The sequence below is a fragment of the Sphingomonas sp. ID1715 genome (assembly GCF_013044515.1).
Classification (GTDB): Bacteria; Pseudomonadota; Alphaproteobacteria; order Sphingomonadales; family Sphingomonadaceae; genus Sphingomonas_B.
Window position 1 is genome coordinate 107,175 of record NZ_JABEPR010000006.1, and the last position, 23,915, is coordinate 131,089.

Here is a 23,915-nt window from a genome sequence, read left to right on the forward strand (position 1 = left end):
CCGGGCCCCATAGAAGCGGCATGTCCCACGCGCCGTTCGTCCCTTTACGCATCTTCTCGTCATTCACGATGCTGGAAGGGGCGCTCGATCCAAAGGACATCGTCAAATATGCGAAGCGCCACGGTTTCCCCGCCGCTGCGCTGACCGACCGCAACGGGCTCTATGCCGCCATGGCATTTTCCGAGGCGGCGATGAAGGCGGGGGTGCAGCCGATCATCGGCACGATGCTGGGCGTCGCCCGGCCGCGCGAGGACGGTGCACCGGTGCTGGACTGGCTCGCGCTCTATGCGCAGGACGAGACCGGTTATCGCAACCTGTGCGAATTGGTCTCCGCCGCCCATCTGGACCGGCCGCTGGAGCAGGACCCGCACGTGCCGCTGACGGCGCTCAAGGGGAAGACGGACGGGCTGATCTGCCTCACGGCGGGCGCCGAGGGTGCGCTCGCGCGGCTGTTCGCGGAGGAGCAGGCGGCGGCGGCGATCGACTATGTCGACCGGCTGGAACTGCTCTTCCCCGGCCGCTTGTACATCGAGCTGTCGCGCCGGATGAACGAAGTCGAGGCGCGTGCCGAGAAGCATCTGATCGACTTGGCCTATGCGCATGAGCTGCCGCTGGTCGCGACCAATCCCTGCTGCTTCGGCGACGAGCATTTCCACGCCGCGCACGATGCGATGCTGTGCATTGCGAGCTCTTCGTACATTGACAGCGAGGACCGGCAGAAAAGCTCGCCCGACGCCTGGATGAAGCCGTTGCCCGAGATGCAGAGGCTGTTCGAGGACCTGCCGGAAGCGCTCGCGAACACGCTGGTCGTGGCGCAGCGCTGCGCGGTGGCCGCGCCCAAGCGCAAGCCGATCCTGCCGAGCCTTGCCGGCGACCGCGACGCCGAGGCGGAGAAACTGCGCGAGGACGCGCGGGCGGGGCTGCGTGCGCGGCTGGCACGATATCGCTCCCCTGCGGAAGCGGGGGTCCATGAGCTACAGGGTTCAGCAGCCGGCGACTCTGAGCCCCTGCTTTCGCAGGGGAACATGGAGGAGGCATACCCCGACTATTTCAACCGGCTTGAATTCGAGCTGGATGTCATCATCCAGATGGGGTTTCCGGGCTATTTCCTGATCGTCGCCGACTTCATCAAATGGGCGAAGGCGAACGGCATTTCGGTGGGGCCGGGGCGCGGTTCGGGTGCGGGTTCGGTGGTCGCCTGGGCGCTGACCATCACCGATCTCGATCCGATCAAGCTCGGCCTGCTGTTCGAACGCTTCCTCAATCCCGAGCGCGTCTCGATGCCGGACTTCGACATCGACTTTTGCGAAACGCGGCGGGAAGAAGTGATCCGCTACGTCCAGCAGCGCTACGGCACGGACAAGGTCGCGCAGATCATCACCTTCGGGCGGCTGAAGGCGCGAGCGGTGCTGAAGGACACCGGCCGCGTGCTGCAGATGAGCTATGGCCAGGTCGACCGGCTCGCCAAGCTGATCCCCAACCACCCGACCGACCCCTGGACGCTGGAGCGATCGCTGAACGGCGTGTCGGAGCTTGCGGCCGAGTATAAGAACGACGCGCAGGTGAAGCGGCTGCTCGACCTGGCGATGAAGCTGGAGGGCTTTCCACGCCACAGCTCGACCCACGCGGCGGGCGTCGTGATCGGCGACCGGCCGCTGGCCGAGTTGATCCCCATGTACCGCGATCCGCGGTCCGATATGCCGGTCACCCAGTTCGACATGAAATATGTCGAAGGCGCGGGGCTGGTGAAGTTCGACTTTCTTGGGCTCAAGACCCTATCGGTGCTGCAGAAGGCCGTCGAGATGCTCGCCAAGCGTGGGCTGACGGTCGATCTGGACGCGCTCAGCTGGGATGACGAGCAGGTCTACAAGCTGCTCCAGCGCGGCGATACGGTCGGCGTGTTCCAGCTTGAATCGGAAGGCATGCGACGGACGCTGGCGGCGGTGAAGCCGACCAACTTCGGCGACATCATCGCGCTGGTCTCGCTCTATCGGCCGGGACCGATGGACAATATCCCGCTGTTCGGCGACCGCAAGAACGGCCGCGCCCAAGTCGCCTATCCGCATCCGCTGCTCGAAGGGATCCTGGCGGAGACCTATGGCATCTTCGTCTATCAGGAACAGGTGATGCAGGCGGCGCAGATCCTCGCCGGCTATAGTCTCGGCGGCGCCGACCTGCTGCGCCGTGCCATGGGCAAGAAGATCAAGGCCGAGATGGATGCGCAGCGGGCGATCTTCGTCGAGGGCTGCGCGAAGACGAATGGCATTCCGGCCGACAAGGCCAATGAGCTGTTCGACTTGATCGACAAGTTCGCGGGCTACGGCTTCAACAAGTCGCACGCGGCGGCCTACGCGCTGCTCGCCTACCAGACCGCGTGGCTGAAGGCGCATCATCCGCACGAATTCTACGCCGCGTCGATGTGCTACGACATGGCGCAGACGGACAAGCTCTGCGTCTTCGTGGACGATATGCGGCGCCTGGACGTCGCCGTGCTGCCGCCGGACGTGAATGCGTCGGAGGCGGAGTTCGTGGTGGAGGAGCGCGAGGGACTGGCCGTACGCTATGCGCTCGGCGCGCTCAAGAATGTCGGCGAGCGGGCGATGGCGCAGCTGGTCGAAGAGCGGCGAACGAACGGGGCCTTCCGGAACCTCGACGATTTCGCCAACCGCGTCGATGCGAAGCTGCTCAATCGCCGGCAGATGGAAAGTCTGGCGGGGGCAGGAGCGTTCGACGCCATCGCACCCGAGCGGGCGGCGGTGTTCGGGACGGCGGAGACGATCCTTGCGGTGGCCGCAAGCGCCGAACAGAGTCGGACCAGCGGGCAGGGTGGGCTTTTCGGCGGCCCGGACACGAGCATGGCGGCAATCAAGCTGCCCAAGGATGCCAGCTGGTCGCTAGCCGAGCGCATGGCGCAGGAGAAAGAGGCGTTCGGCTTCTATTTCTCCGCCCACCCGATCGACCGCTACCGCCATCTGGCCGAAGCGCATGGCGCGCGCAGCTATGGCGCGCTCTGCACCGCGAATATCGGCGAGGAGCGTGTCGCATCGACCATGGCGGGGCTGGTCGAGGATGTGCGCTGGCGCACCTCGGCCAAGGGTCGGCGGTATCTGCTTGCGACCTGTTCGGACGCGACCGGCCAGTTCGTCGCCAGCTGTTTCGACGAGACGGCGGGCAAGGACCTGGAAGAAGCGGCGCGGGTGGGCGGCTGCGGGCTGTTGTCGGTCGAGCTCGACAAGCGGCCCGGCGAGGAGACGCCGCGCGTGACCATCCGGTCCATACGACCGTTCGAGAGCCTGTCGGCGAGCACGAGGCTGGAACTGCATGTCGCGGTGGAGGACCCGGCCGCGATCCAGCTGATCGCGGACCTAGTGCGCGACCTGCGCGGCGGCCGCGGCGAACTGCGGTTGAAGGCCCAGACGGATGCGGGGAGTGCCGATGTGCGCCTCAGCCGGGACCTGCGCCTCGACGCCGAGCTGGCGGCGCGGATCGAGCGGCTGCCGGGCATCGCCTCCGTATCGCTGAAGGCGGCCGAGCTGCCGAAGCTGGCGCTGGTGAGCTAGGCGATGCGAGGAATTCTGCTCGCGTCCGTCATGCTCGCGGCGGCGCCGGCGCTGGCGCAGCCCGAGCAGCTTGCGCCGACGCTGCCGCCGATGCTGTCGCTGCGCGAGCAGGCGTCGGTGCGGGATCGTTGGACGGCCGAGCGGCTCGACACGATTGTGCCGGCGCTGATGCGCGAGCAGGGCATCGACATGTGGGTGCTGATCGCGCGGGAATATCTCGAGGATCCGGTGCTCGCGACCATGCTCGACGCGCGCAGCCTGCGGGCGCGGCGCCGCACCATCCTCGTCTTCCACGATCCCGGCGGCGGACGCCCGGTCGAGCGGCTGACTGTCAGCCGTTATGGCGTCGGCAACCTGTTTCAACCCGCCTGGGTGCCGGAAACGCAGCCCGACCAGTGGCGGCGCCTTGCCGAACTCATCGCCGAACGAAATCCGAGCAAGATCGCGGTGAATGTGTCGGCCGCGACGGCGTTCGGCGACGGCCTGACACAGAGCCAGTATCAGGCGTTCACGGCTGCTCTCTCTCCCGAGCTGCGGTCGCGGATCGTGCCGGGCGAAGATCTGGCGGTCGGCTGGCTGGAAACCCGCACGCCGGCGGAAATGAGCCGTTATCCCGAGATCGTGCGCACCGCCCATGCGATCATCGGCGAGGGCTTCTCGAACCGCGTCGTCAAGCCGGGCGCAACGACGGCGCAGGACCTGGCCTGGTGGTTTCGCGAGCGCATCGCCGAGCTGAAGCTTGCGACATGGTTTCACCCATCGGTCGCCATCTTCCGTCAGGGCGTTGCGCAGGAACTCGGCGGCGATGAGGTGATCCGCGCGGGCGACATGCTGTGGGTCGATTTCGGCATCATGCACCTCGGGCTGGCGACCGACACGCAGCATCTCGCCTATGTGCTGAAGCCGGGAGAGACGGACGCGCCCGCCGGGCTGAAGGCCGGTCTGGCGGCAGCCAATCGCGTCCAGGACGCCGTCACCTCGTCCTTCTCGACCGGGCTCAGCGGCAACCAGATCCTCGCCGATGCGCGCGCAAAGGCGCTGGCGCAGGGCCTGAACCCGAACATCTATTCGCACCCGATCGGCTATCATGGCCACGGCGCGGGCGCGGCGATCGGCTTTTGGGACGATCAGAATGCGAGTGAGCGCGGCACGCACAAGCTGCGGCCGAACACCGCCTGGTCGATCGAACTGTCACAGACCCAGGCGGTGCCGGAATGGGGCGGGCAGGTGGTGCAGTTCCGGACGGAGGAAGACGCCTTCTTCGACGGCCGCAGCGTGCACTACCTCGATGGCCGGCAGACGCGGTTCCACTTGATCGGCGATCGTTGATCCGGGCGCGGAGCGGCTAGCCCCGCGTCCAGCCGCAGCGGCCGTTCAGGGTGTTGCGCCTTTTGTCCCAGCATTGGTTCTCGAGCGGGGGCAGCAGCGGGGTATAGGGTGGGATCCAGAAGTTGAACTGCTGTTCGCCGCCGAGGGCAAGGCTCTTGCGCAGTTCCGCCATGCGGCGTTCCGCCACCTGGTAGAGCTGGCCCTTGGGCGCGAAGATCGCCTCGCGGCCAATGGCGCCTGCCGTTTCGCAGAAGGTCAGCTGGCCCAGCACGGTCGAGAAACTCGAATAGGTGCGGGTGCCGTACTGATCGAGCTTGGCCTGACCCTTTTTCTTGTCGCTGCGGGTGAAATAGCCGCTGAGCGTCTGATAAGCCTGGGCGAGCTCGGCACGATGGTTGTCGAGCATCGCATTATACTGGTTGCGGGTGAGCAGGGTCGGTTCGAACTGACATTGCAGCGCCGCCACGTTGAGCCCGGCGCGCAGGTTCCAGAGCAGGGCGGCGCGCAGTTCGGCCGGGGTGGCGCCGGTCAACGGACCAGTGATCGCGCCCGGCTCGATCCCCGTCACCGGCATGCCGCGCAGATCGGGTGCCTTCCAGAACAATGCGGCGGATGCGGCACCGGAGAAGGAAAGGAGCGCGGTGCCGGCAGAAATCAGGCGATAAAGTCGTGAAGGCATCGAAACGAAACTCCGGCCGAAGCCACAGACTAGACGTTTTCCCCTGTCGAACAAACCGTTAGCAGGATTCAAGTCATCGTAAAGATGGCGCGGCCCGTCGCCAAAGAAGAAGGGCCGCCCGGTCGCCCGGACGGCCCTTCCAAATCCGATTGATCGGACCGATTACATGCCGTTCGAGCTGTTGCCCGTGGCGTTGCCGGCCATGTTGCCGGTGGTGTTGCCACCCATGGCATTGGCGTCGGTGCCGTTCATGGCGTTCATGTCGTTCGCCATGGTGCCGGTGCCGTTGGCCGCATCGACCGCGGTCATGTTGTCGCCGGTGGTGTTCATGTCGGTGGCGTTCATCTCGGTGACGTTGGTGGTCTCCGTGGTGTTCGCCTCTTCCTTGCTGCCGCACGCCGAAACGACGAGGGCGGCGCCGGCGATCATCGAGCCGGTCAGAACTTTCGCGAGAAGGTCACGCATTCGAAACTCCCTTATATTGTCGATTTGGCCGGCTCGGTGGCCCTCCGTTAGCCAAATCAGGCCCGTGTTTAGACACAAAAGCTTCACCTCTCAAGAGTTGTTCTTTCAGCCCTTGTTAAGCCGCGCCAAAAACGCGGGCGCGGTGAAGCAAAGCGCGTGGTCCAGCGCTTGGAACGACGCATTGTTCCCGATCGAAGCGAGGCTGGCGACCGGGAATTCGCTGATACCGCAGGGAATTATTCCGCCGAAATGATCCAGGTTAGGATCGACGTTCAAAGAAAAGCCATGCAGCGTCACCCAGCGCCGTACGCGGACGCCGATCGCCCCGATCTTCGCTTCACCTCTGGGCGTGTCCACCCAGATGCCGATCCGGCCGTCGATGGCCCGGGCGGCGAGGCCCAGTTCGGCGAGCGCCGCGATCAGCCATTGCTCAAGCTCGTGGACGAAGCAGCGCACGTCGCGGCCCCGTTTGTCGAGGTCGAGCTGGACATAGCCGACCCGCTGACCGGGCCCGTGATAGGTATAGCGGCCGCCGCGCCCGCTGTGATGAACCGGAAAGCGCCGGTCGAGCAATTCGGCCGGATCGGCGCTGGTGCCGGCGGTGTAGAGCGGCGGGTGCTCGACCAGCCAGATACGCTCGGCGCCCTCGCCCGCCCGGATCGCCGCCGCCCGCGCTTCCATAGCGGCGACCGCCGCTTCATAATCGGTGAGGCCGGGCGCGACCTGCAATTCGACGCCGTCGATCATCGCGACGCCTATCGCGGACGCTCGCTTCGCGCGCAACCGCCGCTATAAGCGCGCCGATGCAGCGACACGATAAACGGCTCGACGGCGGCCAGGCCTGGACGGATGCGATGGCGCTGCTGAAGGGGCAGCGCGAAATCCTGCTGACGGTCGCCGGCTTCTTCCTGCTGCTGCCGATGCTCATCCTGCTGATGCTGCGCTGGCCGGTGCTGGACGCCGAATCGTCCGCCGGGGCGGTCGCCGGGTGGAATCGGTGGACCGAACACAATTCGCTCTGGCTGTTGCTGGTGGCGGTGTGCGGATCGTTCGGGCGGCTGGCGATCCTGATCCTTATCCTTGATCGCAGCCGGCCATCGGTTCGCGAGGCGCTCGGCGGTGCCGCGCAGCTGTTCCTATGGTTCTATCTTGCCGGCATGCTCGCCGGACTCGCGCAATATGGCGGTCTGCTGCTGTTCGTTATTCCGGGGCTGTATCTGGTCGGACGCCTGTTCGTGGTCGAACCGGCGCTCGTCGCCGAGCGCCTGACCAACCCGCTGCGCGTGCTCGCGCGCAGCTTCGAGATCACCCGCGGCAATGGCTGGCGAATCTTCGCGGTGACGGCGATTGTGGTGGTCGGCGGCACCATCTTCCTGCTCGCCGTCAGCACGGTGGTCGGCGTGTTCGCGGCGCTGATGAACGTGAACGGGCTGGAACTCTTCCTGTCCGCCTTCATCTGTGCGGCCGTCTTCTCCGGCATCTACCTCGTGCTGCTGCTCCTCTCGGTCGCCGCCTATTGGCAGCTAGCGGATCAGGGGCACGTGCGGAGCGGCGCTTTCGGGTAGGTGCCCGGTCAGCCGGGGATCGGCAAAGGTCTCCACCGCGCGCGCATAGGCGGTGAATCCCTGCGCGCGGTAGAAGCCGAGCGCGGAGGGATGATCGAGCGAGCAGGTATGCACCCAGACGCGGCGCACCTCCTTCGCCCAGGCGAGCGCCAGCGCCTGGGCCATCAGCCAGCGGCCATGACCCTGCCCGGCGAGCTCCGGGACCAGTCCGAAATAGGCGAGTTCGCACGTGGCGGGCTCGCGAAAGTCCAGTTCCAGCATGCCGACCTCGATGCCGGCGCGGTCCTCCACCGCGAAGACCTGGACCCGCGCATCGGCGATAATCGCCCGTACCTCGTCGTCGGGCATCACCAGACGCGAGAACCACAGCCAGGGTTCGCCGACACGCCGGAAGAGGGCGCGGTATTTGCCGAGGTCGGGCGCCGCCCATCGCACCAGCCGCAGCGGCGCCGGTGGGAGCGGGCGAAGTGGCGGGCGCTCGCGCATTTCCAGCGAGGTGACGATCGCGGCGACCTGGCCTGGTAGAACGGCGGCAAGCGGCATGGACGGGCAATCCTGATTTTTGGGTGTGCTTAGCGTTAAGCATTAATCGTGCGCGGCTTTAAGAGTCCTTCAACCGTCGCAGGGGTAATCGGGCCATGGCTGACACACGGCCGGCAGGCTTTGAGTAGAGTATGGAGACCCCGATGCAGTTCGTCCGCAAGATCATTCGTGAGAACAAAGGCGCCACCGCGATCGAGTACGGCCTGATCGCCGCGCTGATCGCCGTCGCCGCGATCACCGCCATGTCGTCGCTGGGCGGCAAGGTGGGCACCACCTTCAACAACGTCTCGGCCAACATGAAGGTCAGCTAAGCTGATCGGCTGAACGGCCCTTCGGACTTCCGAAGGGGGTGACGGGCGGCGAGGCAACTCGCCGCCCGTTTTCATTCCCAGGCCGCTTCGGGCGGCAGGCTCATCAAGATGGCGTCGATGTTGCCGCCCGTCTTGAGGCCGAACAGCGTGCCGCGGTCGTAGACCAGGTTGAACTCGGCATAGCGGCCGCGCCAGACGAGCTGGGCGCGCTTGTCGGCCTCCGTCCAGGGCTCGTCCATCCGGCGGCGGACGATCTGCGGGTAAATGTCGAGGAACGCTTCGCCGACGTCGCGTGTGAAGGCGAAGTCGGCGTCGAACTCGCCCTCCAGATGATCGTAGAAGATGCCGCCCACGCCGCGATGCACCTTGCGGTGCGGAATGTAGAAATAGTCGTCCGCCCATTTGCTGAAGCGCTCATAATAGCCGGGGTCGTGCGCGTCGCAGGCGGCCTTCAGGCGGGCGTGGAAGTCGGCGGTGTCGTCGTCGCGCGGCAAGGGCGGGTTGAGGTCGGCGCCTCCGCCGAACCATTGTTTGGTCGTGCGCAGGAAGCGGGTGTTCATATGCACGGCCGGCACGTGCGGGTTCGCCATGTGCGCGACCAGGCTGATGCCGGTCGCGAAGAAGCGGGGATCGTCGCCGGCGCCGTGAATCGATTTGGCGAACTCGCCTTCGAACCGGCCGCCTACGGTCGAGACGTTGACGCCGACCTTCTCGAACACGCGGCCCTTCATCACGCCGCGCACGCCACCGCCGCCCGGCGTCCCGTCCGGGTCGGTGCGGTCCCAGGGGGTGTAATCGAATGCCGCGTCCGAGCCGGCATCGCGCTCGATCGCTTCGAACGCCGCGCAGATGCGGTCGCGCAGGCTCTCGAACCAGGCACGCGCGGCGCGCTGCTGTTCGTCCAGTTCGATCATTCAGTGAGTCCCCCGGTCTGCCGCAGCGCTTCGTGCAGGGCGATACCGGCGGCCACCGAAAGGTTCAACGAGCGCAGTCCAGCGGTGATCGGAATACGGATGCGGAGTTCGGCGGCCTGGTGGACATGCGGCGGGGCGCCGGCGCTTTCGCTGCCCATGATGATGATGTCGTCCGGTTCGAAGCGCGCGCGGGTGATCGGCACGCTCGCATGCGCGGTCATGAGCACCAGCCGTTCCGGCCGCGCGGATCGGAACGCGTTCCACCCTTGGTGGCGGGAGATGGCGACCTGATCGTAATAGTCCATGGCCGAGCGGCGCACCCGTTTGTCGTCCCACGGGAAGCCGAGCGGCTCGATCAGCTCGAGCGGGGCGCCCAGGCAGGCGCAGGTGCGCAGGACGGCGCCCACATTGCCGGGGATATCGGGCTGGAACAGGGCGATGCGCATTCGCCGCTTCCTGAACCGAAACAGAATATTTGCAACCGCAGCAATCGGCGCTATCAGCGCGCCAGCCGTGCCGGGGGTGTCCCGTCGCGGTCGCGCGGGCATGAGCGCAGGGACCTTCCGATCCCGCCCAGGCCCGCGGCCTTCAAGGGTTTTCGCAAAAGGCAGATGATGGCCACAGTCGAGCATCAGCACCGCGAAGAAGCGCTGGCCGAAGAACAGGGCCATCGCCGTCGCGACTTCATCAACATCGCCGCGGTCAGCTTCGCGGGGGTCGGCGCCGCCGTGGTCGTGCTGCCGTTGATCAACCAGATGAACCCGGCGGCCGACACGCTGGCGCTGGCATCAACCGAAGTCGATTTGTCGCAGATCCAGCCGGGCCAGTCGATCAAGACGATCTTCCGCAAGCAGCCCTTGTTCGTGCGTCACCTGACGCCGGCCGAGATCGCTGCCGCCAATGCCGTGCCCACCGGCAGCTTGCGCGATCCGCAGACGCTCGCCGACCGGACCAAGCCGGGCAAGGAGCAGTGGCTGATCACCATGGGTGTGTGCACCCATCTGGGCTGCGTGCCGCTCGGCGCGGGCGAGGGCGAGAACAAGGGTGAGTTCGGCGGCTATTTCTGCCCCTGCCACGGCTCGTCCTACGACACCGCCGCGCGCATCCGCAAAGGCCCTGCGCCGAAGAATCTCGAAGTGCCGGATTATGTGTTCCGGTCGGACACCGTCGTCGAAGTGGGAGTGGCGGCATGAGCTTTCCCTGGGCCAATCATTACCAGCCGAAGCACCCGTTCATGAAGTATCTGGATGAGCGGCTGCCCCTGCCGCGGCTCGTCTACAACGCGATCGGCGGCGGCTATCCCGTCCCGCGCAACCTCAATTACTTCTGGAATTTCGGCGTGCTGTCGGGCCTCGCGCTCGTGCTGCAGATCGTCACCGGTATCGTGCTGGCAATGCACTATTCGACAGACGGCGCGACCGCGTTTCAATCGGTCGAGCGCATCATGCGCGACGTGAACAGCGGCTGGATGCTCCGCTACATGCACGCCAACGGCGCCAGCTTCTTCTTTATCGTCGTCTACATTCACATCTTCCGGAACCTCTATTACGGCTCCTACAAGGCGCCGCGCGAGATGGTGTGGCTGCTGGGCCTTGTCATCTTCCTGCTGATGATGGCGACCGCCTTCATGGGCTATGTGCTGCCCTGGGGGCAGATGAGCTTCTGGGGCGCGAAGGTGATCACAGGCCTGTTCGGTGCGGTGCCGTTCGTCGGCGAGCCGATCCAGGTGTGGCTGCTCGGCGGCTATGCGCCGGACAATCCTTCGCTCAACCGCTTCTTCTCGCTCCACTATCTGCTGCCGTTCGTGATCGCCGGCGTGGTGATCCTGAAGATCTGGGCGCTGCACATTCCGGGCTCGTCCAACCCGACCGGCGTTGAAGTGAAGCAGGCATCGGACACGGTGCCGTTCCACCCCTATTATACGGCGAAGGATGGCTTCGGCGTCGGCGTGTTCCTGCTGCTCTATTGCTTCATGGTGTTCTTCGCGCCGAACTATCTGGGTCACCCGGACAACTATATCGCGGCGAACCCGCTCTCGACCCCCGCGCACATCGTGCCCGAATGGTATTTCTGGCCGTTCTACGCGATTCTGCGCGCCTTCACGGTGGACTTCATCCTGCCGGCGAAGCTCTGGGGCGTGATCGCGATGTTCGGCTCGATCATCCTGCTGTTCTTCCTCACCTGGATTGATCGGAGCCCGATCCGCTCGACCAATTATCGCCCGCTCTACAAGCCGTTTTTCTGGGTGCTCATCCTCGACATCCTGGTGCTCGGCTATTGCGGCGGCGCGCCGGCGGAAGAGCCCTATGTGATGATCTCGCAAATTGCCGCGATGTATTATTTCGCCCACTTCCTGATCATCCTGCCGATCGTCTCGGCGATCGAGAAGCCGTTGCCGCTGCCCAATTCCATTACCGAATCGGTGCTGCACGGCGAGGAAAAGGAATCCGCGCCGCTGGGTGCGGGCGGCACCTTCGGCAACGTGCAGCCGGCCGAATAAGGACTGACGGACAATGGCTCGACTGATCGCTTTCCTGGCCGGCCTCGGCTTCGTCCTGGTCCTGCTCATCAGCTTCATCACCGGCGCATCGACGGTGGTGGGCGAGGGGCTGCCCCATTCCGCGGAGCGCGAGTTCCACAAGCATCCGCGCGAGGCGGATGTCGCCGGGCGCAGCCCGTTCACCAAGTTCGACCGGGCGCAGCTGCAGCGCGGCTTCCAGGTCTACAAGGAAGTCTGCTCGGGCTGCCACTCGCTGCGCTACGTCGCGTTCCGCAACCTGTCCGACCTGGGCTATTCCGAGGCGGAAGTGAAGGCGATCGCCGATCAGTGGGCGGTGCAGTCCCCGTCGATCAATCCGGAAACCGGTGAAGCCTCGACCCGCAAGAACCTGCCGGCCGATCACTTCCCGTCGCCTTATCCGAATGACGTCGCGGCGCGGGCTGCCAACAACAATGCGTTGCCGCCGGACCTGTCGTTGATCACCAAGGCGCGCCACGAAGGCACCGATTACGTCTATTCGCTGTTGACCGGCTATGCGCAGCAGCCGGCGGCGCTGCTGAAGAAATATCCGGACGTGAAGACGCCCAAGGGCCTCTATTACAATCCGTATTTCGCCAACCTCAACATCGCCATGCCGCCGCCGCTCGTCAGCGACGGGCAGGTGACCTATGCGGACGGCACGAAGGCCACCGTTGATCAGATGTCGAAGGATGTCGCCGCGTTCCTGACCTGGACGGCCGAGCCGCGCATGGAGCGGCGCCATCAGACCGGCTTTGCCGTGCTGATCTTCCTGCTCGTCTTCACCGCGCTCGCCTACATGTCCTACCAGAACATCTGGGCGTCGAAGAAGGGCGCGCTGGCGCGGGGGTGAGGAGACCGGCTCATTGTGCTCCGGCGAAGGCCGGAGTCCAGTGACAAGGGCTCCGGCCTTCGCCGGAGCGCGAAAAGGTAGTGGCTTGACACTCGACCTGAAGGCACTGGTGCGCACGATCCCGGACTTTCCCAAGCCGGGGATTCAGTTCCGCGACATCACCACGTTGCTGATCGACGGCCGTGGCTTTGCGGCCGCCGTCGACCGGCTGGTGGAACTCGCCAAGCCCTACGGCGCCGACCTAATCGCAGGCATCGAGGCGCGAGGCTTTATCTTCTCAGGTCCGGTCGCGCGCGCCCTGGGCGCCGGTCTGCTTCCGGTGCGAAAGCCCGGCAAGCTGCCCGGCCCGCGCATCGGCATCGACTATGCGCTGGAATATGGCAGCGACCGGCTGGAGATCCACGAAGGGGCCTGCGTGCCTGGACACCGTGTCTTGCTGGTCGACGACCTGATCGCGACCGGCGGCACGGCGCTCGCCACGGTCGAGCTGCTGCGTCGGTGGGGTGCCGAGGTCCCGGCGGCTCTCTTCGTTATCGACCTGCCGGAACTCGGGGGAGCGACGCGCCTGCGGGACGCAGGGGTCGAGCCGAGTGCACTGATGGAATTCGCCGGGCATTAACCCCGTAATCCACAGCTTCCATGCGCCGCGGTTAACGAACCTTCAGGAAGTCGGCGGCTATTCCATTCGGCGTGAGTGGGGCGCGACTTCCAAGGTTCGGCTGGCTGGCGATCGGCTTGGCCTTGTGGGCGGCCGCCCTGCTTGGCGGCGCTACGGCGGCTGTGGCCCAATCCCCCGTCAGACTCACCGAAAGCTGCCGAGTCGCAAGCGACAATGCCGCGTCGCTTGCCCAAATACTGCCCGCACTCAAACGCTGTTCGCAGCCGACCTCTTATCACCATGTCGGCACCACTTGGCTCAGCTATGACCGGTTCGGCGTCTATCTGCTCCCCACCAGGACCTGGCGGCTGACGCTCGACAATCATCGATCCAGCGCCGTCGATCTCTTTGTCGTGCAGCGCGGCGGCACGGTTCAGCATCACCATTATGATCCGAACGCGCCCGATCGCGAATGGACGGCGGGCAATTATCAGTCGATCCTGTTCACGCCCGAGCGTGACGTCGAACGGCTGGTCGTACGCCTGCAGGACGCGCAGGGCGTCACCTTCGTGCGGCCGCCGCGCCTCGCCCGCGCCAAGGTGTTCGCGCCGATCGAGCGCGACCAGACCGCGCTTTACGGCATCGGCGTCGGCATGCTCGCGCTGACGATCCTGTTCCACATGAGCCTGTTCTTCGCGATGCGGCGGCGTTTCCAGCTGATCTATTGCATTCATGTCGGCCTGCTGCTCGGCTATGGCCTGGCCTATTCCGGGCTGATCCATCTCGTCGCTCCCCAGCTCGGCAGCGGCGCCATCTCCGACATCGTCAGCTTCACCATGGCAGCGGCGACGGCGACCGGTATCGCCTTCGTCATCGAATTCCTCGGTCCGGTAACGCCGCGCTGGCTCCGCCGCTGGGCAATGGGTGCCGCCTGCGCTTCCGCGACGGCTGCCGTCGCTCTCGTGATTGCGCCCCCTTCGATCGACTATGCCGTGTTCATCGTCGCCAATCTGGTCGCGATGCACTCGATCCTGTTGACCACCGGCATCATCCTGAACGCGCTGGCGCGACGCGAACCAATGGCAAGCGCCCTGGTGCTCGGCTGGAGCCTGCCGATCTCTGTGTCGCTCATGTACCCGGCTCGTACCATGGGGCTGATCGGCAACGGCGTCTTGCCCGACGGCCTGATGATGTTCGCCGCGACGATGGAGTGCCTGATCCTGTCGCTGCCGGTCGCCGGCCGCATCCGTGCGCTGCGCATCGACCATGAGCGCGCGGCAGAGCGCCATTCAATGCTGGAGCGGCAGGCGCACACTGACGCGCTGACCGGGCTCGCCAATCGCCGCGGCTTCGGTGAGGCGCTGGAGCGGGCGGCAATCGCCCATCCCGAGCCGTACCCGATGGCGCTGCTGCTGATCGACATCGATCATTTCAAGCGGGTCAACGACCAGCATGGCCATGCCAAGGGCGACGCGATCTTGCGCCACGTCGCGCTTCATGTCGCGCGAGTCGCCGGATCGGGCGCCGTGGTCGGCCGCCATGGCGGCGAGGAATTCGTCGTTGCGCTCCGCGGCTACGATCTCAATCGCGCATCCACCATCGCCGAACGAATCCGGATCGGCATCGGCCAGACCTTCGAAGAGGAAACCAGCCTGCCGCCGGTCACGGTGAGTATCGGCGTGGCGGCGGGGGACAGCGCCGCCGTCGAGACGCTGCTGCACGACGCGGATTGCGCACTGTATCGGGCGAAGAACGAGGGCCGCAACAAGGTCATGCTTGCCGACGGGCCGCTCGTCTACGCGGCTGCCGCCTAGGCGGCGTCACCATTGCGGCGTGCGGTCGACCGCACCGGGATATGCAGGACATTGGCGCGGGTGCGGACCGCCTCCTGCGACCGGTTCATGGCGCGAGCGACCTCCGGCAGCAGTTGGCCTTCCGCAAAGCGACGGCGCAGCTCCTCGTCTGCCGTTTCATCCCAACGTGCACCGTGGCGGGTACGCTTTTCGAAATGAATCATCATCGACCCCAAGTCTGAGTTGGGGGCGCTATGCGACTCCTGCGCTGAACACGTTTCGAATGACTTGGTTATCTGACGTAAATCTTTGAACGTGTTCGATTAACGGCCGTTCATTATTGTCCGGGTCTTAATGCCGGTACATGCCGCGCCGCTTCTCCCGGGTCGGTGCCCGGCACTGGCAAGGCACCGATGGGCTCGCCCCTCGCCGCCCGGCCCGCGCGTTGGATCGCCTCTCGCAGCCGCGGATAGATGCCGCAGCGGCAGATGTTGGTGATGGCGGCGTCCATGTCCGCGTCGGTGGGCGCCGGGACGCGCTTCAGCAATACCGACGCGGCCATGATCATGCCGGGGATGCAATAGCCGCACTGCGAGACGTTCAACGCCGCAAAGGCCTGTTGCACCGGATGGCTGCGGTCGCGCGACAGGCCCTCGATGGTCGTAACGAAGCGGCCCTCGCAGGCAGCGATCGAGATGCGGCAGCTCGCCACCGCGGCGCCGTCGATGTCGACGGTGCAAGCGCCGCACTCGCCGGTGCCGCAGCCATATTTGGTACCGGTCAGATTGGACGCGTCGCGCAGCGCCCATAGCAGCGGCGTTTCCGGATCGAGCAGATACTCGACCGGCTGGTTGTTGACGGTGAACCGGGTCAAGCGGTCAGTCGCGCCAGCTCGGGTCGATCTTGTCGACGCGACGCACCATGGCGTCGAAGTCCGCCTTGCCGGGCCCGCCGGGGGCAGAGGCCTTGGAAATGTCGCGCTGGTGAATGGCGATCACTTCGGGCGGGATGGTGAGCGGCTTGCCCATCGAATGGGTCGCCAGCTGAATCTCGCAGGCACGCTGCAGCGACCAGTGCTTGACGAAGGCTTCAGGGATCGTGCGGCCCATGACGAGGATGCCGTGGTTGCGCAGTAGCATGACGCGCTTGTCGCCGAGATGCTCGAGCAGCCGTTCGCCTTCTTCCGCGCGGACCGTCACGCCCTCGAAGTCGTGATAGGCGATCTGGCCGACCCAGTTGGCGGCGTAGAAGTTCGTCGGCTGCAGTCCGCCTTCCAGCGAACTGACCGCCATGCCGGCGGTCGTGTGGGTGTGGGCGATCGCGTGCGCGTCGGGCAGATGGCGGTGGAACAGGCTGTGCTGGACGAAGCCGGCCAGGTTCACCGGATAGGGGTTGTCGTCGAGCTTGTTGCCGTCGATGTCGATCTTGACGAGGTTCGATGCCTTCACTTCGCTGAAGTGCAGACCGAAGGGATTGATCAGGAACGCGTCCGGCTCGTCCGGCACCTTGACGGTGATGTGGTTGTATATGGACTCATCCCAACCGAGCATCGCAAAGACGCGGTAGCAGGCCGCCAGCTCCTGCCGCGCCGCCCATTCGGCCTCGCTCATCGTGGAATTGCGCAGCACCGCGGTTGCCATCCGATCCTCCTCCTAAGCCTGCTTGTATCGCATGGCCGATCAGCCATCGCAACGCTCTGCAAATAACGTTGCGGAACCGTTGCGGCCCTCTGTGCGTCTAGTGCCACGGTTCTACACCAAAGATCAGGACTAAGGGTAGCAGGTTCGAACAGGAGGTTAGGATGGGACTTATTGTTTGGCTGATCGTCGGCGGCGTCATCGGTTGGCTTGCCAGCATCATCATGCGGACTGACGCGCAGCAGGGTATCCTGCTCAACATCATCGTCGGTATTGTCGGCGCGTTCATCGGCGGCCTGATCTTTTCGGGCGGCAGCATCAACAACAACGGGCTGAATCTTTACTCGTTCCTGGTCTCGCTGCTGGGTGCGGTGGTTCTGCTTGCGATCGTGAACCTGTTCCGTCGCGGCAGCGTGCGCTAAGCACAGGTTCGTCACGCACGAAGAATGGGCCGGGCGGCAGCGCCCGGCCCTTTTTTGTGCCTATTCGAGTTCGAAGCGGACCGAGACGCTGACCTGCAGCGCCTGTTCGCCCGGCAGAATCTTGGAGGCGGGCGCCGCCTCGGCCACGTCCATGCGCATCATGACTGGCATCGGGCGGGGCATGTCGAACGAAGCCTCGCTGATCGAGAGGATCCGCTTGATCCTGAGCCCTGCCGCCTTGGCGTAGAGCTCCGCGCGCGCGCGCGCCTTGGCCATGGCATCCAGCCGCGCTTCGTCGAGCGCCGTCGCCGGTTGGTCGAGCATCAGGTCCGGTCCGTTGATCTGGTTGGCGCCGGTCGCGACCAGCGTGTCGAGGATGGTCCCGGAGCGCGCAATGTCGCGAAACCGCACGGTTACGGTGTTCGACGCCTGATAACCGGTAATCACCGGCGGCTCGTTATTGGCATAGCGATATTGCGGCGACAGCGAGATGTTCGCGGTGCGGACATCCCGATCGGCAACTCCCGCCTTTTTCAGCGCGGCGATGACGCGATCCATCCGCGCGGCATTGTCGCGCATCGCTGATGCGGCATCTGCCGCCTGGGTGACGACCCCGGCGCTGATCGTCGCCACATCGGGCGTGCGCCGGGTCTCGCCCTGTGCGGTCACGTCGAGCACCGTTCCGCTGATCGGCTGCACCGGCAGCGCCTGGGTCTGCGCCGCGACGGGTGCGGCGGCGAGCGCCAGTCCCAGCCCGAATTGTTTCTTCATCTCTTGCCTCCGCTGATTGTTGCGGAGCCGTTCTCGTGCACCGCCGCTGGCTGGGGGCTTAACGGATTCGGGCGCGGGTCCAATGGTCGCGTCGGCAAGGGTCCAGACGAACAGGTCCCTTCCCACCTCGGCCAGTCTCCACTAAATGCTCGCACGGAAAGCGCGTCCAAGGCGGTCCCCGGGCGCAGGCCCGAAAGCGAGCATGATTCCGCCGTTTCCACCCTTGAGGTGGGTGACTTATTGATGTAACACAGCTCCGATAACTCGAAATCGTCGGGGCGGAAGGCACGTGAACATGAACTATGAAACCAGCATCCGGACCGACGCAGCCGGTTATCCCGTCGAAAGCGACGGCAATGCGGGGCGGCGCCGTGCGCTGATCATCGGCGCGCTGGTGCTGGTGGCGGCCATCGCGATCGCCTTCTTCATGTTCCGCGGCGGCGACAAGCCCGCGGCAGGTGCCGAGCAGAACAAGGCGCCGGCGCCGAGCGTGACCGTCGTGGTGCCGGGCCGCCAGCCGGTGGCGCGCACCGTATCCGCGACCGGCACGCTGGCGGCGCGCCGGGAAATGCCGGTCGGCGTGGTCGGCGAAGGCGGCATGGTCACGCGCGTGCTGGTCGAGCCGGGCGCCTGGGTCGGCGCCGGCCAGGTGCTGGCGGTGGTTGAGCGTTCGGTGCAGGCGCAGCAGGCGGCCTCGCTCCAGGCGCAGATCGGCGTGGCGCGCGCCAATGCCCGCCTGGCCGAACAGGAACTCGCCCGCGCCCAGCAGCTCGTGTCGCGCGGCTTCATCTCCAAGGCCGACGTCGACCGGCGGATCGCCACCCGCGACCAGACGCTCGCCCAGGTGCGCGTTGCCGAGGCGCAATATCGCGAATCACTCAACCGCAACGCGCGGTTGGACATTCGCGCGCCGGCCGCCGGCCTGGTGCTGACCCGTGCGGTCGAGCCCGGCCAGGTGATCGGCGGCGCCAGCGGCACCTTGTTCCGCATCGCGATGGGCGGCCAGATGGAGCTGCGTGCCCAGCTGTCCGAAGCCGATCTGGCGACGGTCGGCGTGGGTTCGCGTGCGACGGTCACGCCTGTCGGATCGACCCGCAGCTTCTCCGGCGAGGTCTGGCAGGTCGCGCCGGTGATCGATCCTCAGTCGCGCCAGGGCATCGCCCGGGTCGCGCTGACCTATGATCCGGCGCTGCGGCCCGGCGGCTTCGCGCAGGCGGAGATCGTCACCGGCCGGATGGACGCGCCGCTGCTGCCGGAATCTGCGGTGATGAGCAGCGATACCAGCCATTATGTCTATGTGGTCGGCCCCGACAACAAGGTGCAGCGGCGCGAGGTCAAGACCGGTCAGGTCACCGACGCGGGCGTCACCATCCTGGCGGGGCTGAGCGGAAACGAGCAGGTCGTGCTGTCGGCCGGCGCATTCCTCAACCCCGGTGAGACGGTGCGACCCACGCGCGCCGCCGCGCGCCGCTAAGGGACGGGTTCCATGAGCTTCCGCAACATCTCGGCCTGGGCGATCCGCAACCCGGTGTCGCCGATCGTGCTGTTCATCGCGCTGACGCTGGCGGGCATCATCAGCTTCATGCGGTTGGACGTGAACAACTTTCCGGACGTGTCCTTCCCGGCGGTGACGGTCACGGTGACCCAGCCGGGCGCGGCGCCGACGGAGCTCGAGACCCAGGTCACGCAGCGGATCGAGGCCGCGGTGCGGAGCATCAGCGGCGTCGAGGACATCTCGTCGCGCGCGGATGAAGGCACGAGCTTCACCATCGTGCAGTTCAACATCGGCACCCCGGTCGACCGCGCGCTTAACGATGTGCGCAATGCCGTCGACCAGATCCGCAGCGACCTGCCGGATGGCATCCTGGAACCGCAGGTCACGCGGATGGAGACGAATGACGGCGGGCCGCTCGCCTATTTCAGCGTCGAATCGACCGACATGACGCTCGAGCAGCTGAGCTGGTTCGTCGACAATACTGTCGCCAAGCAGCTGCTCGCCGTGTCCGGCATGGCGAAGGTGCAGCGCGGGGGCGGTGTCAGCCGCGAAATCCGCGTCATCCTCGATCCCGCGAAGCTGCAGGCGCAGGGATTGACCGCGGTGCAGGTCAACCAGGCGCTGCGCCAGATCAACCTCAATGCCGCAGGCGGCCGCGCGGAGATCGCCGGCGCCGAACAGTCGGTGCGGGTGCTCGGCAATGCCGGCAGCGCCTATCAGCTCGGCGAGACCCAGATATCGGTCGGCAACGGCCGCATGATCAAGCTCGCCGACGTCGCCGACGTGCGCGACATGTATGCCGAACAGCGCAACCTCTCCGTTATGAACGGCAAGGAGGTGACGAGCTTTTCGATGCAGCGGGCCAAGGGCGCCTCCGACGTGTCCGTCTATGACGACGCCCTGAAGGTTATCGACAAGCTTCAGAAGCAATATCCGAACGTCAAGTTCAAGCAGCTCTATACGAGCGTCGAATACGCCAAAAGCCAGTATCACAGCTCCATCGACACGATGATCGAGGGCGCGGTGCTGGCGGTGGTGATCGTGTTCCTGTTCCTGCGCGACTGGCGTGCGACGATCATCTCGGCGCTGGCCATTCCGCTGTCGGCCATCCCCACCTTCTGGTTCATGGACATGATGGGCTTCACGCTCAATTTCCTGACCCTGCTTGCGCTGAGCCTGGTCGCCGGCGTGCTGGTCGACGACGCGATCGTGGAGATCGAAAATATCGTCCGGCACATGCGGATGGGCAAATCGGCCTATCAGGCTTCGATCGACGCGGCGGACGAGATCGGCCTGGCCGTGCTCGCCACCACCATGTCGATCGTCGCGGTGTTCCTGCCGGTCGGCCTGATGCCCGGCATATCAGGCCAGTTCTTCAAGCAGTTCGGCATGACGGTCGTCGTGGCCGTGCTGCTCAGTCTCGCCGTCGCGCGTCTGATCACGCCGATGATCGCCGCCTATTTCCTCAAGGCGCATGGCCAGCAGAGCCATGGCGAGGGCAAGTGGATCGACTGGTATATGAAGGTGCTGACGTGGAGCGTCCGGCACCGTTGGAAGACCGTGCTGATCGGCGGCGGCGGCGCTTTCGTGGCGACGATCATCGCCTTCGCGACCCTGCCGATGACCTTCCAGCCGACGATCGACCAGGATTACAGCCAGGTGCAGATCGAAATGGTGCCGGGCAGCACGCTGGAGCAGACCAAGCGGGTCACGCTGCAGGTCGCGTCCATGCTCGCCGCCGATACGGCCCAGGTGGATGCCGCGTTCGGCGACATCAACCCGACCCAGGCCAATATCTACCTGACGCTCAGGAAGGATCGTCCGATCTCGAGCGTCGACTGGGAGCGCAAGACGGCGGCCAAGTTCCAGCAGATCGCCGACGCGCGGGTGAACTTCCAGTCGCAATCGGGCGGCGGCTTCGGCCGCGACATCATCATCATGCTGGGCAGCGACGATCCGCCCAAGCTCGAGGCGACCGCCAACAAGCTGGTCAGCGAGATGAACACGCTGTCGGAACTGCGTGGTGCGCGCATGGCGGGCGACCTGAAGCGGCCGGAAATCATCATCACGCCGCACATGAACCTGGCGGCCAGCATGGGCGTGACCACCCAGGCGCTGAGCCAGACGATCCGCATCGCGACGCTGGGCGATATCGACCAGAACAGCGCGAAATTCTCGCTGTCCGATCGCCAGATCCCGATCCGCGTGTCGATCAACGAGAATGCGCGGCGTGACCTGTCGACGATCGAGAACCTGCCGGTGCCGACGACCAGCGGCGGTTCGGTGCCGCTGAAAGTGGTCGCCGACGTGAAGTTCGGCGCCGGTCCGACGACCATCCGCCGCTACAACCAGATCCGGCGCGTCGTCGTCGGCGCCGATCTGGCACCCGGCGTCGTCACCAGCGACGCGATGAAGAAGCTGAACGCCCTGCCGACAATGAAGGCGATCCTCGACGGCAAGATCGACGGCGTGCAGAAGATCCAGGCCGGCGACAGCAAGTTCCAGGCGGAAATGCTGACCAGTTTCGCGATCGCGGTGGTCTCCGGCGTGTTGCTCGTGTTCGCGGTGCTGGTGCTGCTCTACAAGCGGGTCATGCCGCCCTTCGTGAACATGGGATCGCTGATCCTGGCTCCGCTGGGCGGCGCACTGGCCCTGCATCTGGTCGGCATGCCGATCTCGATGCCGGTGTTCATCGGGCTGCTGATGCTGCTCGGCATTGTCGCCAAGAACTCGATTCTGCTGATCGACTTCGCCATCGAGGAAATGTCCAAGGGCGTGCCCAAATTCGAAGCGATCATCGACGCGGGTCACAAGCGGGCGCAGCCGATCGTGATGACCACGGTCGCGATGGTCGCGGGCATGATCCCGACCGCGCTCTCGCTGTCCGGCGACGGCGCGTGGCGCCAGCCAATGGGCATCACCGTGATCGGCGGCCTGATCCTGTCGACGCTCCTGACCCTGGTGATCGTGCCGGCGGCATTCAGCCTGGCCGACAGCTTCGAAAAGTGGCTCGCGCCCAAGCTGTCGCGCATGCTGACCTTCAAGCCTGGCGACGATAAGCAGAGCCCGACGCCGCAGCCCGCGGAGTAGGCGACGGCCGCGCCTCCTTCCGCGCATGGGGAGTTGAACCTTGGCGCGCGCCGCGCTTTGGTTAGCCGATGACCGGCGTGCCTGCCCTGACGATCCGCAACGGCCATGGCGCGCGCCGCATGCGGATCGTCGCCACCGGCATGCTGGTGGCGATGGCAGCTTTGTTCTTCGTCGCGCGCGCGCTCGAGCAACATAATCCCGCTTGGGGGTTCGTCCGTGCCTTTGCCGAGGCGGCGATGGTCGGCGGGCTTGCGGACTGGTTCGCGGTCACGGCCTTGTTCCGCCACCCGCTCGGCCTGCCGATCCCTCACACCGCGATCATCCCGCGGAACAAGGACCGGATCGGCGACACGCTCGCCGCATTCCTGAAGGACAATTTCCTGATCCCGGGCGTGGTCGCGCGACGGATGCGGCGGGTCGACCTGGCGGGCACGGCCGGGCGCTTCCTCGCCAATCCGACCGAAGCTGAGGGGCGGACGCGCGAGGCCGCGGCACGCATCGTCGCCGATGTGATGGAAGCGCTCGATCAGGAGCGGCTCGGCGGCATGGTCAAGGGGCTGATCGACGGCCGCCTGCGCGCTCTCGACGCGGCGCCGATGCTTGGCCAGGCGCTGCAGGCGGCAATCGCCAAGGATCGCCATATTCCGCTGCTGGAGGGCATGATTCGCTGGGCCGCACGGACGCTCGAAGGCAATGAACATCTGATCCGGCAGATGGTACACGATCGCGCCGGGTCGATCCTGCGTTGGACCGGGCTCGACGAAACGCTCGCGGATAAGATCATGGACGGGTTGCTGCGCCTGCTCGACGACCTGTCGGTCGATCCGGGCCACCCGGTGCGGCTGAAGGCGGAGGATGCGCTTGCCCGGTTGGCGGAGGACCTGCAGTTTGATCCGGTCATGCAGGCACGGGTCGCCGACTGGCGCGACGAACTGCTCGATAACGATGCGATGCGGCGCTGGCTGGACGGACTGTGGGAACAAGGCCGCGCCGCGCTGCTCCGTGCCGCCCGCAATCCGCGTGGCGCGCTCGGCGGCAAATTCGGGGAGACGTTGCGTCAGCTTGGCGAGACGCTGCAGAATGACGAGCGGCTGCGCGTCACCATCAACCGCTTCGCGCGCCGCTCGGCGGTCGGCTTTTCCGCACGCTATGGGGAAAGCATCGTCAAGCTGGTCAGCGAGACGGTGCGCAGCTGGGACACGCGCACCATTACCCGCCGGCTGGAAGATGCGGTCGGCCGCGACCTGCAATATATCCGCGTGAACGGCACGATCGTCGGCGGCCTGGTTGGCCTGCTGATCCATGCCGTCGAGGTGTGGCTCTGACGAGATCGCCTCGCGGGATGCTCGAGGACCCCTCGAGAGCTTGAAGG

23 protein-coding genes are annotated in these 23,915 nt (G+C 65.7%); 13 read left to right on the forward strand and 10 right to left on the reverse strand.

The genetic code is table 11. The features are described 5' to 3' along the window. Positions 1-20 precede the first annotated feature (20 nt). Positions 21-3,560 carry a DNA polymerase III subunit alpha gene (gene dnaE / locus HJG53_RS14390; protein ID WP_171131751.1) on the forward strand — a complete coding sequence of 1,180 codons (3,540 nt, stop codon included), beginning with the start codon at positions 21-23 and terminating at the stop codon, positions 3,558-3,560. 3 nt (positions 3,561-3,563) lie between these two features. Continuing rightward, on the forward strand, positions 3,564-4,889 hold the full coding sequence (locus HJG53_RS14395; protein WP_171131753.1) for a M24 family metallopeptidase: 1,326 nt from the start codon (positions 3,564-3,566) through the stop codon (positions 4,887-4,889). A 16-nt stretch (positions 4,890-4,905) separates the two neighbouring features. On the opposite strand, the gene HJG53_RS14400 is transcribed toward HJG53_RS14395, so the two are convergent. The 3 genes from HJG53_RS14400 to lipB form a co-directional block, all read right to left on the reverse strand. Beyond that, positions 4,906-5,568, reverse strand: coding sequence for a hypothetical protein (locus HJG53_RS14400; protein WP_254447797.1), 663 nt, complete (start codon positions 5,566-5,568; stop codon positions 4,906-4,908). Between the two features lie 162 nt (positions 5,569-5,730). Beyond that, the gene (locus tag HJG53_RS14405) at positions 5,731-6,033 is read right to left on the reverse strand and encodes a hypothetical protein (protein ID WP_254447798.1); all 303 of its coding nucleotides are present in this window, start codon (positions 6,031-6,033) and stop codon (positions 5,731-5,733) included. Positions 6,034-6,138: 105 nt separating this feature from the next. Then, on the reverse strand, positions 6,139-6,780 hold the full coding sequence (gene lipB, locus HJG53_RS14410; RefSeq protein WP_171131755.1) for a lipoyl(octanoyl) transferase LipB: 642 nt from the start codon (positions 6,778-6,780) through the stop codon (positions 6,139-6,141). A 56-nt stretch (positions 6,781-6,836) separates the two neighbouring features. Between lipB and HJG53_RS14415 the strand changes: the two genes are divergently transcribed. Then, positions 6,837-7,598, forward strand: coding sequence for a hypothetical protein (locus tag HJG53_RS14415; RefSeq protein ID WP_171131757.1), 762 nt, complete (start codon positions 6,837-6,839; stop codon positions 7,596-7,598). Here the strand turns inward: HJG53_RS14415 and HJG53_RS14420 are convergent. Beyond that, positions 7,557-8,141, reverse strand: a complete 585-nt coding sequence (locus HJG53_RS14420; RefSeq protein ID WP_171131759.1) for a GNAT family N-acetyltransferase — start codon at positions 8,139-8,141, stop codon at positions 7,557-7,559. The two genes, HJG53_RS14415 and HJG53_RS14420, sit on opposite strands and share 42 nt — an antisense overlap. Before the next feature lie 143 nt (positions 8,142-8,284). Between HJG53_RS14420 and HJG53_RS14425 the strand changes: the two genes are divergently transcribed. Further along, the gene (locus tag HJG53_RS14425; protein ID WP_171131761.1) at positions 8,285-8,452 is read left to right on the forward strand and encodes a Flp family type IVb pilin; all 168 of its coding nucleotides are present in this window, start codon (positions 8,285-8,287) and stop codon (positions 8,450-8,452) included. A 71-nt stretch (positions 8,453-8,523) separates the two neighbouring features. On the opposite strand, the gene hemF is transcribed toward HJG53_RS14425, so the two are convergent. Together hemF and HJG53_RS14435 are read right to left on the reverse strand one after the other, a co-directional pair. After that, complete coding sequence (gene hemF / locus HJG53_RS14430; RefSeq protein WP_171131762.1) at positions 8,524-9,366, reverse strand: oxygen-dependent coproporphyrinogen oxidase; 843 nt, start codon at positions 9,364-9,366, stop codon at positions 8,524-8,526. Continuing rightward, the gene (locus tag HJG53_RS14435) at positions 9,363-9,812 is read right to left on the reverse strand and encodes a tRNA (cytidine(34)-2'-O)-methyltransferase (protein WP_171131764.1); all 450 of its coding nucleotides are present in this window, start codon (positions 9,810-9,812) and stop codon (positions 9,363-9,365) included. Before HJG53_RS14435 ends, hemF begins: the two co-directional genes overlap by 4 nt. 168 nt (positions 9,813-9,980) lie before the next feature. Between HJG53_RS14435 and petA the strand changes: the two genes are divergently transcribed. From petA to HJG53_RS14460, 5 genes are all read left to right on the forward strand, one after another. After that, a complete protein-coding gene (petA, locus tag HJG53_RS14440; RefSeq protein WP_171131766.1) occupies positions 9,981-10,559 on the forward strand; it encodes a ubiquinol-cytochrome c reductase iron-sulfur subunit in 579 nt (192 codons plus the stop codon). Further along, positions 10,556-11,866 (forward strand): cytochrome b/b6, encoded by a 1,311-nt coding sequence (locus HJG53_RS14445; protein ID WP_171131768.1) that lies wholly within the window; start codon positions 10,556-10,558, stop codon positions 11,864-11,866. Before petA ends, HJG53_RS14445 begins: the two co-directional genes overlap by 4 nt. A 13-nt stretch (positions 11,867-11,879) precedes the next feature. Further along, on the forward strand, positions 11,880-12,737 hold the full coding sequence (locus HJG53_RS14450; RefSeq protein WP_171131770.1) for a cytochrome c1: 858 nt from the start codon (positions 11,880-11,882) through the stop codon (positions 12,735-12,737). A gap of 85 nt (positions 12,738-12,822) precedes the next feature. Then, complete coding sequence (locus HJG53_RS14455; RefSeq protein WP_171131773.1) at positions 12,823-13,356, forward strand: adenine phosphoribosyltransferase; 534 nt, start codon at positions 12,823-12,825, stop codon at positions 13,354-13,356. Between the two features lie 71 nt (positions 13,357-13,427). Continuing rightward, positions 13,428-15,149, forward strand: a complete 1,722-nt coding sequence (locus HJG53_RS14460) for a diguanylate cyclase (protein ID WP_217352868.1) — start codon at positions 13,428-13,430, stop codon at positions 15,147-15,149. On the opposite strand, the gene HJG53_RS14465 is transcribed toward HJG53_RS14460, so the two are convergent. The 3 genes from HJG53_RS14465 to HJG53_RS14475 all read right to left on the reverse strand — a co-directional run bounded on the left by HJG53_RS14465 (position 15,146) and on the right by HJG53_RS14475 (position 16,768). Then, the gene (locus HJG53_RS14465) at positions 15,146-15,355 is read right to left on the reverse strand and encodes a hypothetical protein (protein ID WP_217352869.1); all 210 of its coding nucleotides are present in this window, start codon (positions 15,353-15,355) and stop codon (positions 15,146-15,148) included. The genes HJG53_RS14460 and HJG53_RS14465 overlap by 4 nt on opposite strands. Positions 15,356-15,465: 110 nt before the next feature. Beyond that, complete coding sequence (locus HJG53_RS14470) at positions 15,466-16,002, reverse strand: (2Fe-2S)-binding protein (protein WP_171131779.1); 537 nt, start codon at positions 16,000-16,002, stop codon at positions 15,466-15,468. 4 nt (positions 16,003-16,006) lie between these two features. Further along, positions 16,007-16,768 (reverse strand): class II aldolase/adducin family protein, encoded by a 762-nt coding sequence (locus HJG53_RS14475; protein ID WP_171131781.1) that lies wholly within the window; start codon positions 16,766-16,768, stop codon positions 16,007-16,009. 161 nt (positions 16,769-16,929) lie between these two features. Here HJG53_RS14475 and HJG53_RS14480 point away from each other — a divergent pair, with 161 nt between their 5' ends. Further along, on the forward strand, positions 16,930-17,187 hold the full coding sequence (locus HJG53_RS14480) for a GlsB/YeaQ/YmgE family stress response membrane protein (protein ID WP_171131782.1): 258 nt from the start codon (positions 16,930-16,932) through the stop codon (positions 17,185-17,187). Positions 17,188-17,247: 60 nt separating this feature from the next. On the opposite strand, the gene HJG53_RS14485 is transcribed toward HJG53_RS14480, so the two are convergent. Then, positions 17,248-17,958, reverse strand: coding sequence for an SIMPL domain-containing protein (locus HJG53_RS14485; RefSeq protein ID WP_171131784.1), 711 nt, complete (start codon positions 17,956-17,958; stop codon positions 17,248-17,250). 295 nt (positions 17,959-18,253) lie between these two features. Between HJG53_RS14485 and HJG53_RS14490 the strand changes: the two genes are divergently transcribed. From HJG53_RS14490 to HJG53_RS14500, 3 genes are all read left to right on the forward strand, one after another. Continuing rightward, on the forward strand, positions 18,254-19,432 hold the full coding sequence (locus tag HJG53_RS14490; RefSeq protein WP_171131787.1) for an efflux RND transporter periplasmic adaptor subunit: 1,179 nt from the start codon (positions 18,254-18,256) through the stop codon (positions 19,430-19,432). Between the two features lie 12 nt (positions 19,433-19,444). Beyond that, entirely contained in the window at positions 19,445-22,543 is a 3,099-nt protein-coding gene (locus HJG53_RS14495; RefSeq protein ID WP_171131789.1) for an efflux RND transporter permease subunit, read from the forward strand. A 68-nt stretch (positions 22,544-22,611) separates the two neighbouring features. Beyond that, positions 22,612-23,868, forward strand: a complete 1,257-nt coding sequence (locus HJG53_RS14500; RefSeq protein WP_254447799.1) for a DUF445 domain-containing protein — start codon at positions 22,612-22,614, stop codon at positions 23,866-23,868. Positions 23,869-23,915: the final 47 nt, after the last annotated feature.

Bases quoted from the DNA above. Each gene is read 5' to 3' on its own strand.
- dnaE (WP_171131751.1), top strand. From the start codon at position 21: ATGTCCCACGCGCCGTTCGTCCCTTTACGCATCTTCTCGTCATTCACG.
- HJG53_RS14395 (WP_171131753.1), top strand. From the start codon at position 3,564: ATGCGAGGAATTCTGCTCGCGTCCGTCATGCTCGCGGCGGCGCCGGCG.
- HJG53_RS14400 (WP_254447797.1), bottom strand. From the start codon at position 5,568: ATGCCTTCACGACTTTATCGCCTGATTTCTGCCGGCACCGCGCTCCTT.
- HJG53_RS14405 (WP_254447798.1), bottom strand. From the start codon at position 6,033: ATGCGTGACCTTCTCGCGAAAGTTCTGACCGGCTCGATGATCGCCGGC.
- lipB (WP_171131755.1), bottom strand. From the start codon at position 6,780: ATGATCGACGGCGTCGAATTGCAGGTCGCGCCCGGCCTCACCGATTAT.
- HJG53_RS14415 (WP_171131757.1), top strand. From the start codon at position 6,837: ATGCAGCGACACGATAAACGGCTCGACGGCGGCCAGGCCTGGACGGAT.
- HJG53_RS14420 (WP_171131759.1), bottom strand. From the start codon at position 8,141: ATGCCGCTTGCCGCCGTTCTACCAGGCCAGGTCGCCGCGATCGTCACC.
- HJG53_RS14425 (WP_171131761.1), top strand. From the start codon at position 8,285: ATGCAGTTCGTCCGCAAGATCATTCGTGAGAACAAAGGCGCCACCGCG.
- hemF (WP_171131762.1), bottom strand. From the start codon at position 9,366: ATGATCGAACTGGACGAACAGCAGCGCGCCGCGCGTGCCTGGTTCGAG.
- HJG53_RS14435 (WP_171131764.1), bottom strand. From the start codon at position 9,812: ATGCGCATCGCCCTGTTCCAGCCCGATATCCCCGGCAATGTGGGCGCC.
- petA (WP_171131766.1), top strand. From the start codon at position 9,981: ATGGCCACAGTCGAGCATCAGCACCGCGAAGAAGCGCTGGCCGAAGAA.
- HJG53_RS14445 (WP_171131768.1), top strand. From the start codon at position 10,556: ATGAGCTTTCCCTGGGCCAATCATTACCAGCCGAAGCACCCGTTCATG.
- HJG53_RS14450 (WP_171131770.1), top strand. From the start codon at position 11,880: ATGGCTCGACTGATCGCTTTCCTGGCCGGCCTCGGCTTCGTCCTGGTC.
- HJG53_RS14465 (WP_217352869.1), bottom strand. From the start codon at position 15,355: ATGATGATTCATTTCGAAAAGCGTACCCGCCACGGTGCACGTTGGGAT.
- HJG53_RS14475 (WP_171131781.1), bottom strand. From the start codon at position 16,768: ATGGCAACCGCGGTGCTGCGCAATTCCACGATGAGCGAGGCCGAATGG.
- HJG53_RS14480 (WP_171131782.1), top strand. From the start codon at position 16,930: ATGGGACTTATTGTTTGGCTGATCGTCGGCGGCGTCATCGGTTGGCTT.
- HJG53_RS14485 (WP_171131784.1), bottom strand. From the start codon at position 17,958: ATGAAGAAACAATTCGGGCTGGGACTGGCGCTCGCCGCCGCACCCGTC.
- HJG53_RS14490 (WP_171131787.1), top strand. From the start codon at position 18,254: ATGAACTATGAAACCAGCATCCGGACCGACGCAGCCGGTTATCCCGTC.
- HJG53_RS14495 (WP_171131789.1), top strand. From the start codon at position 19,445: ATGAGCTTCCGCAACATCTCGGCCTGGGCGATCCGCAACCCGGTGTCG.
- HJG53_RS14500 (WP_254447799.1), top strand. From the start codon at position 22,612: ATGACCGGCGTGCCTGCCCTGACGATCCGCAACGGCCATGGCGCGCGC.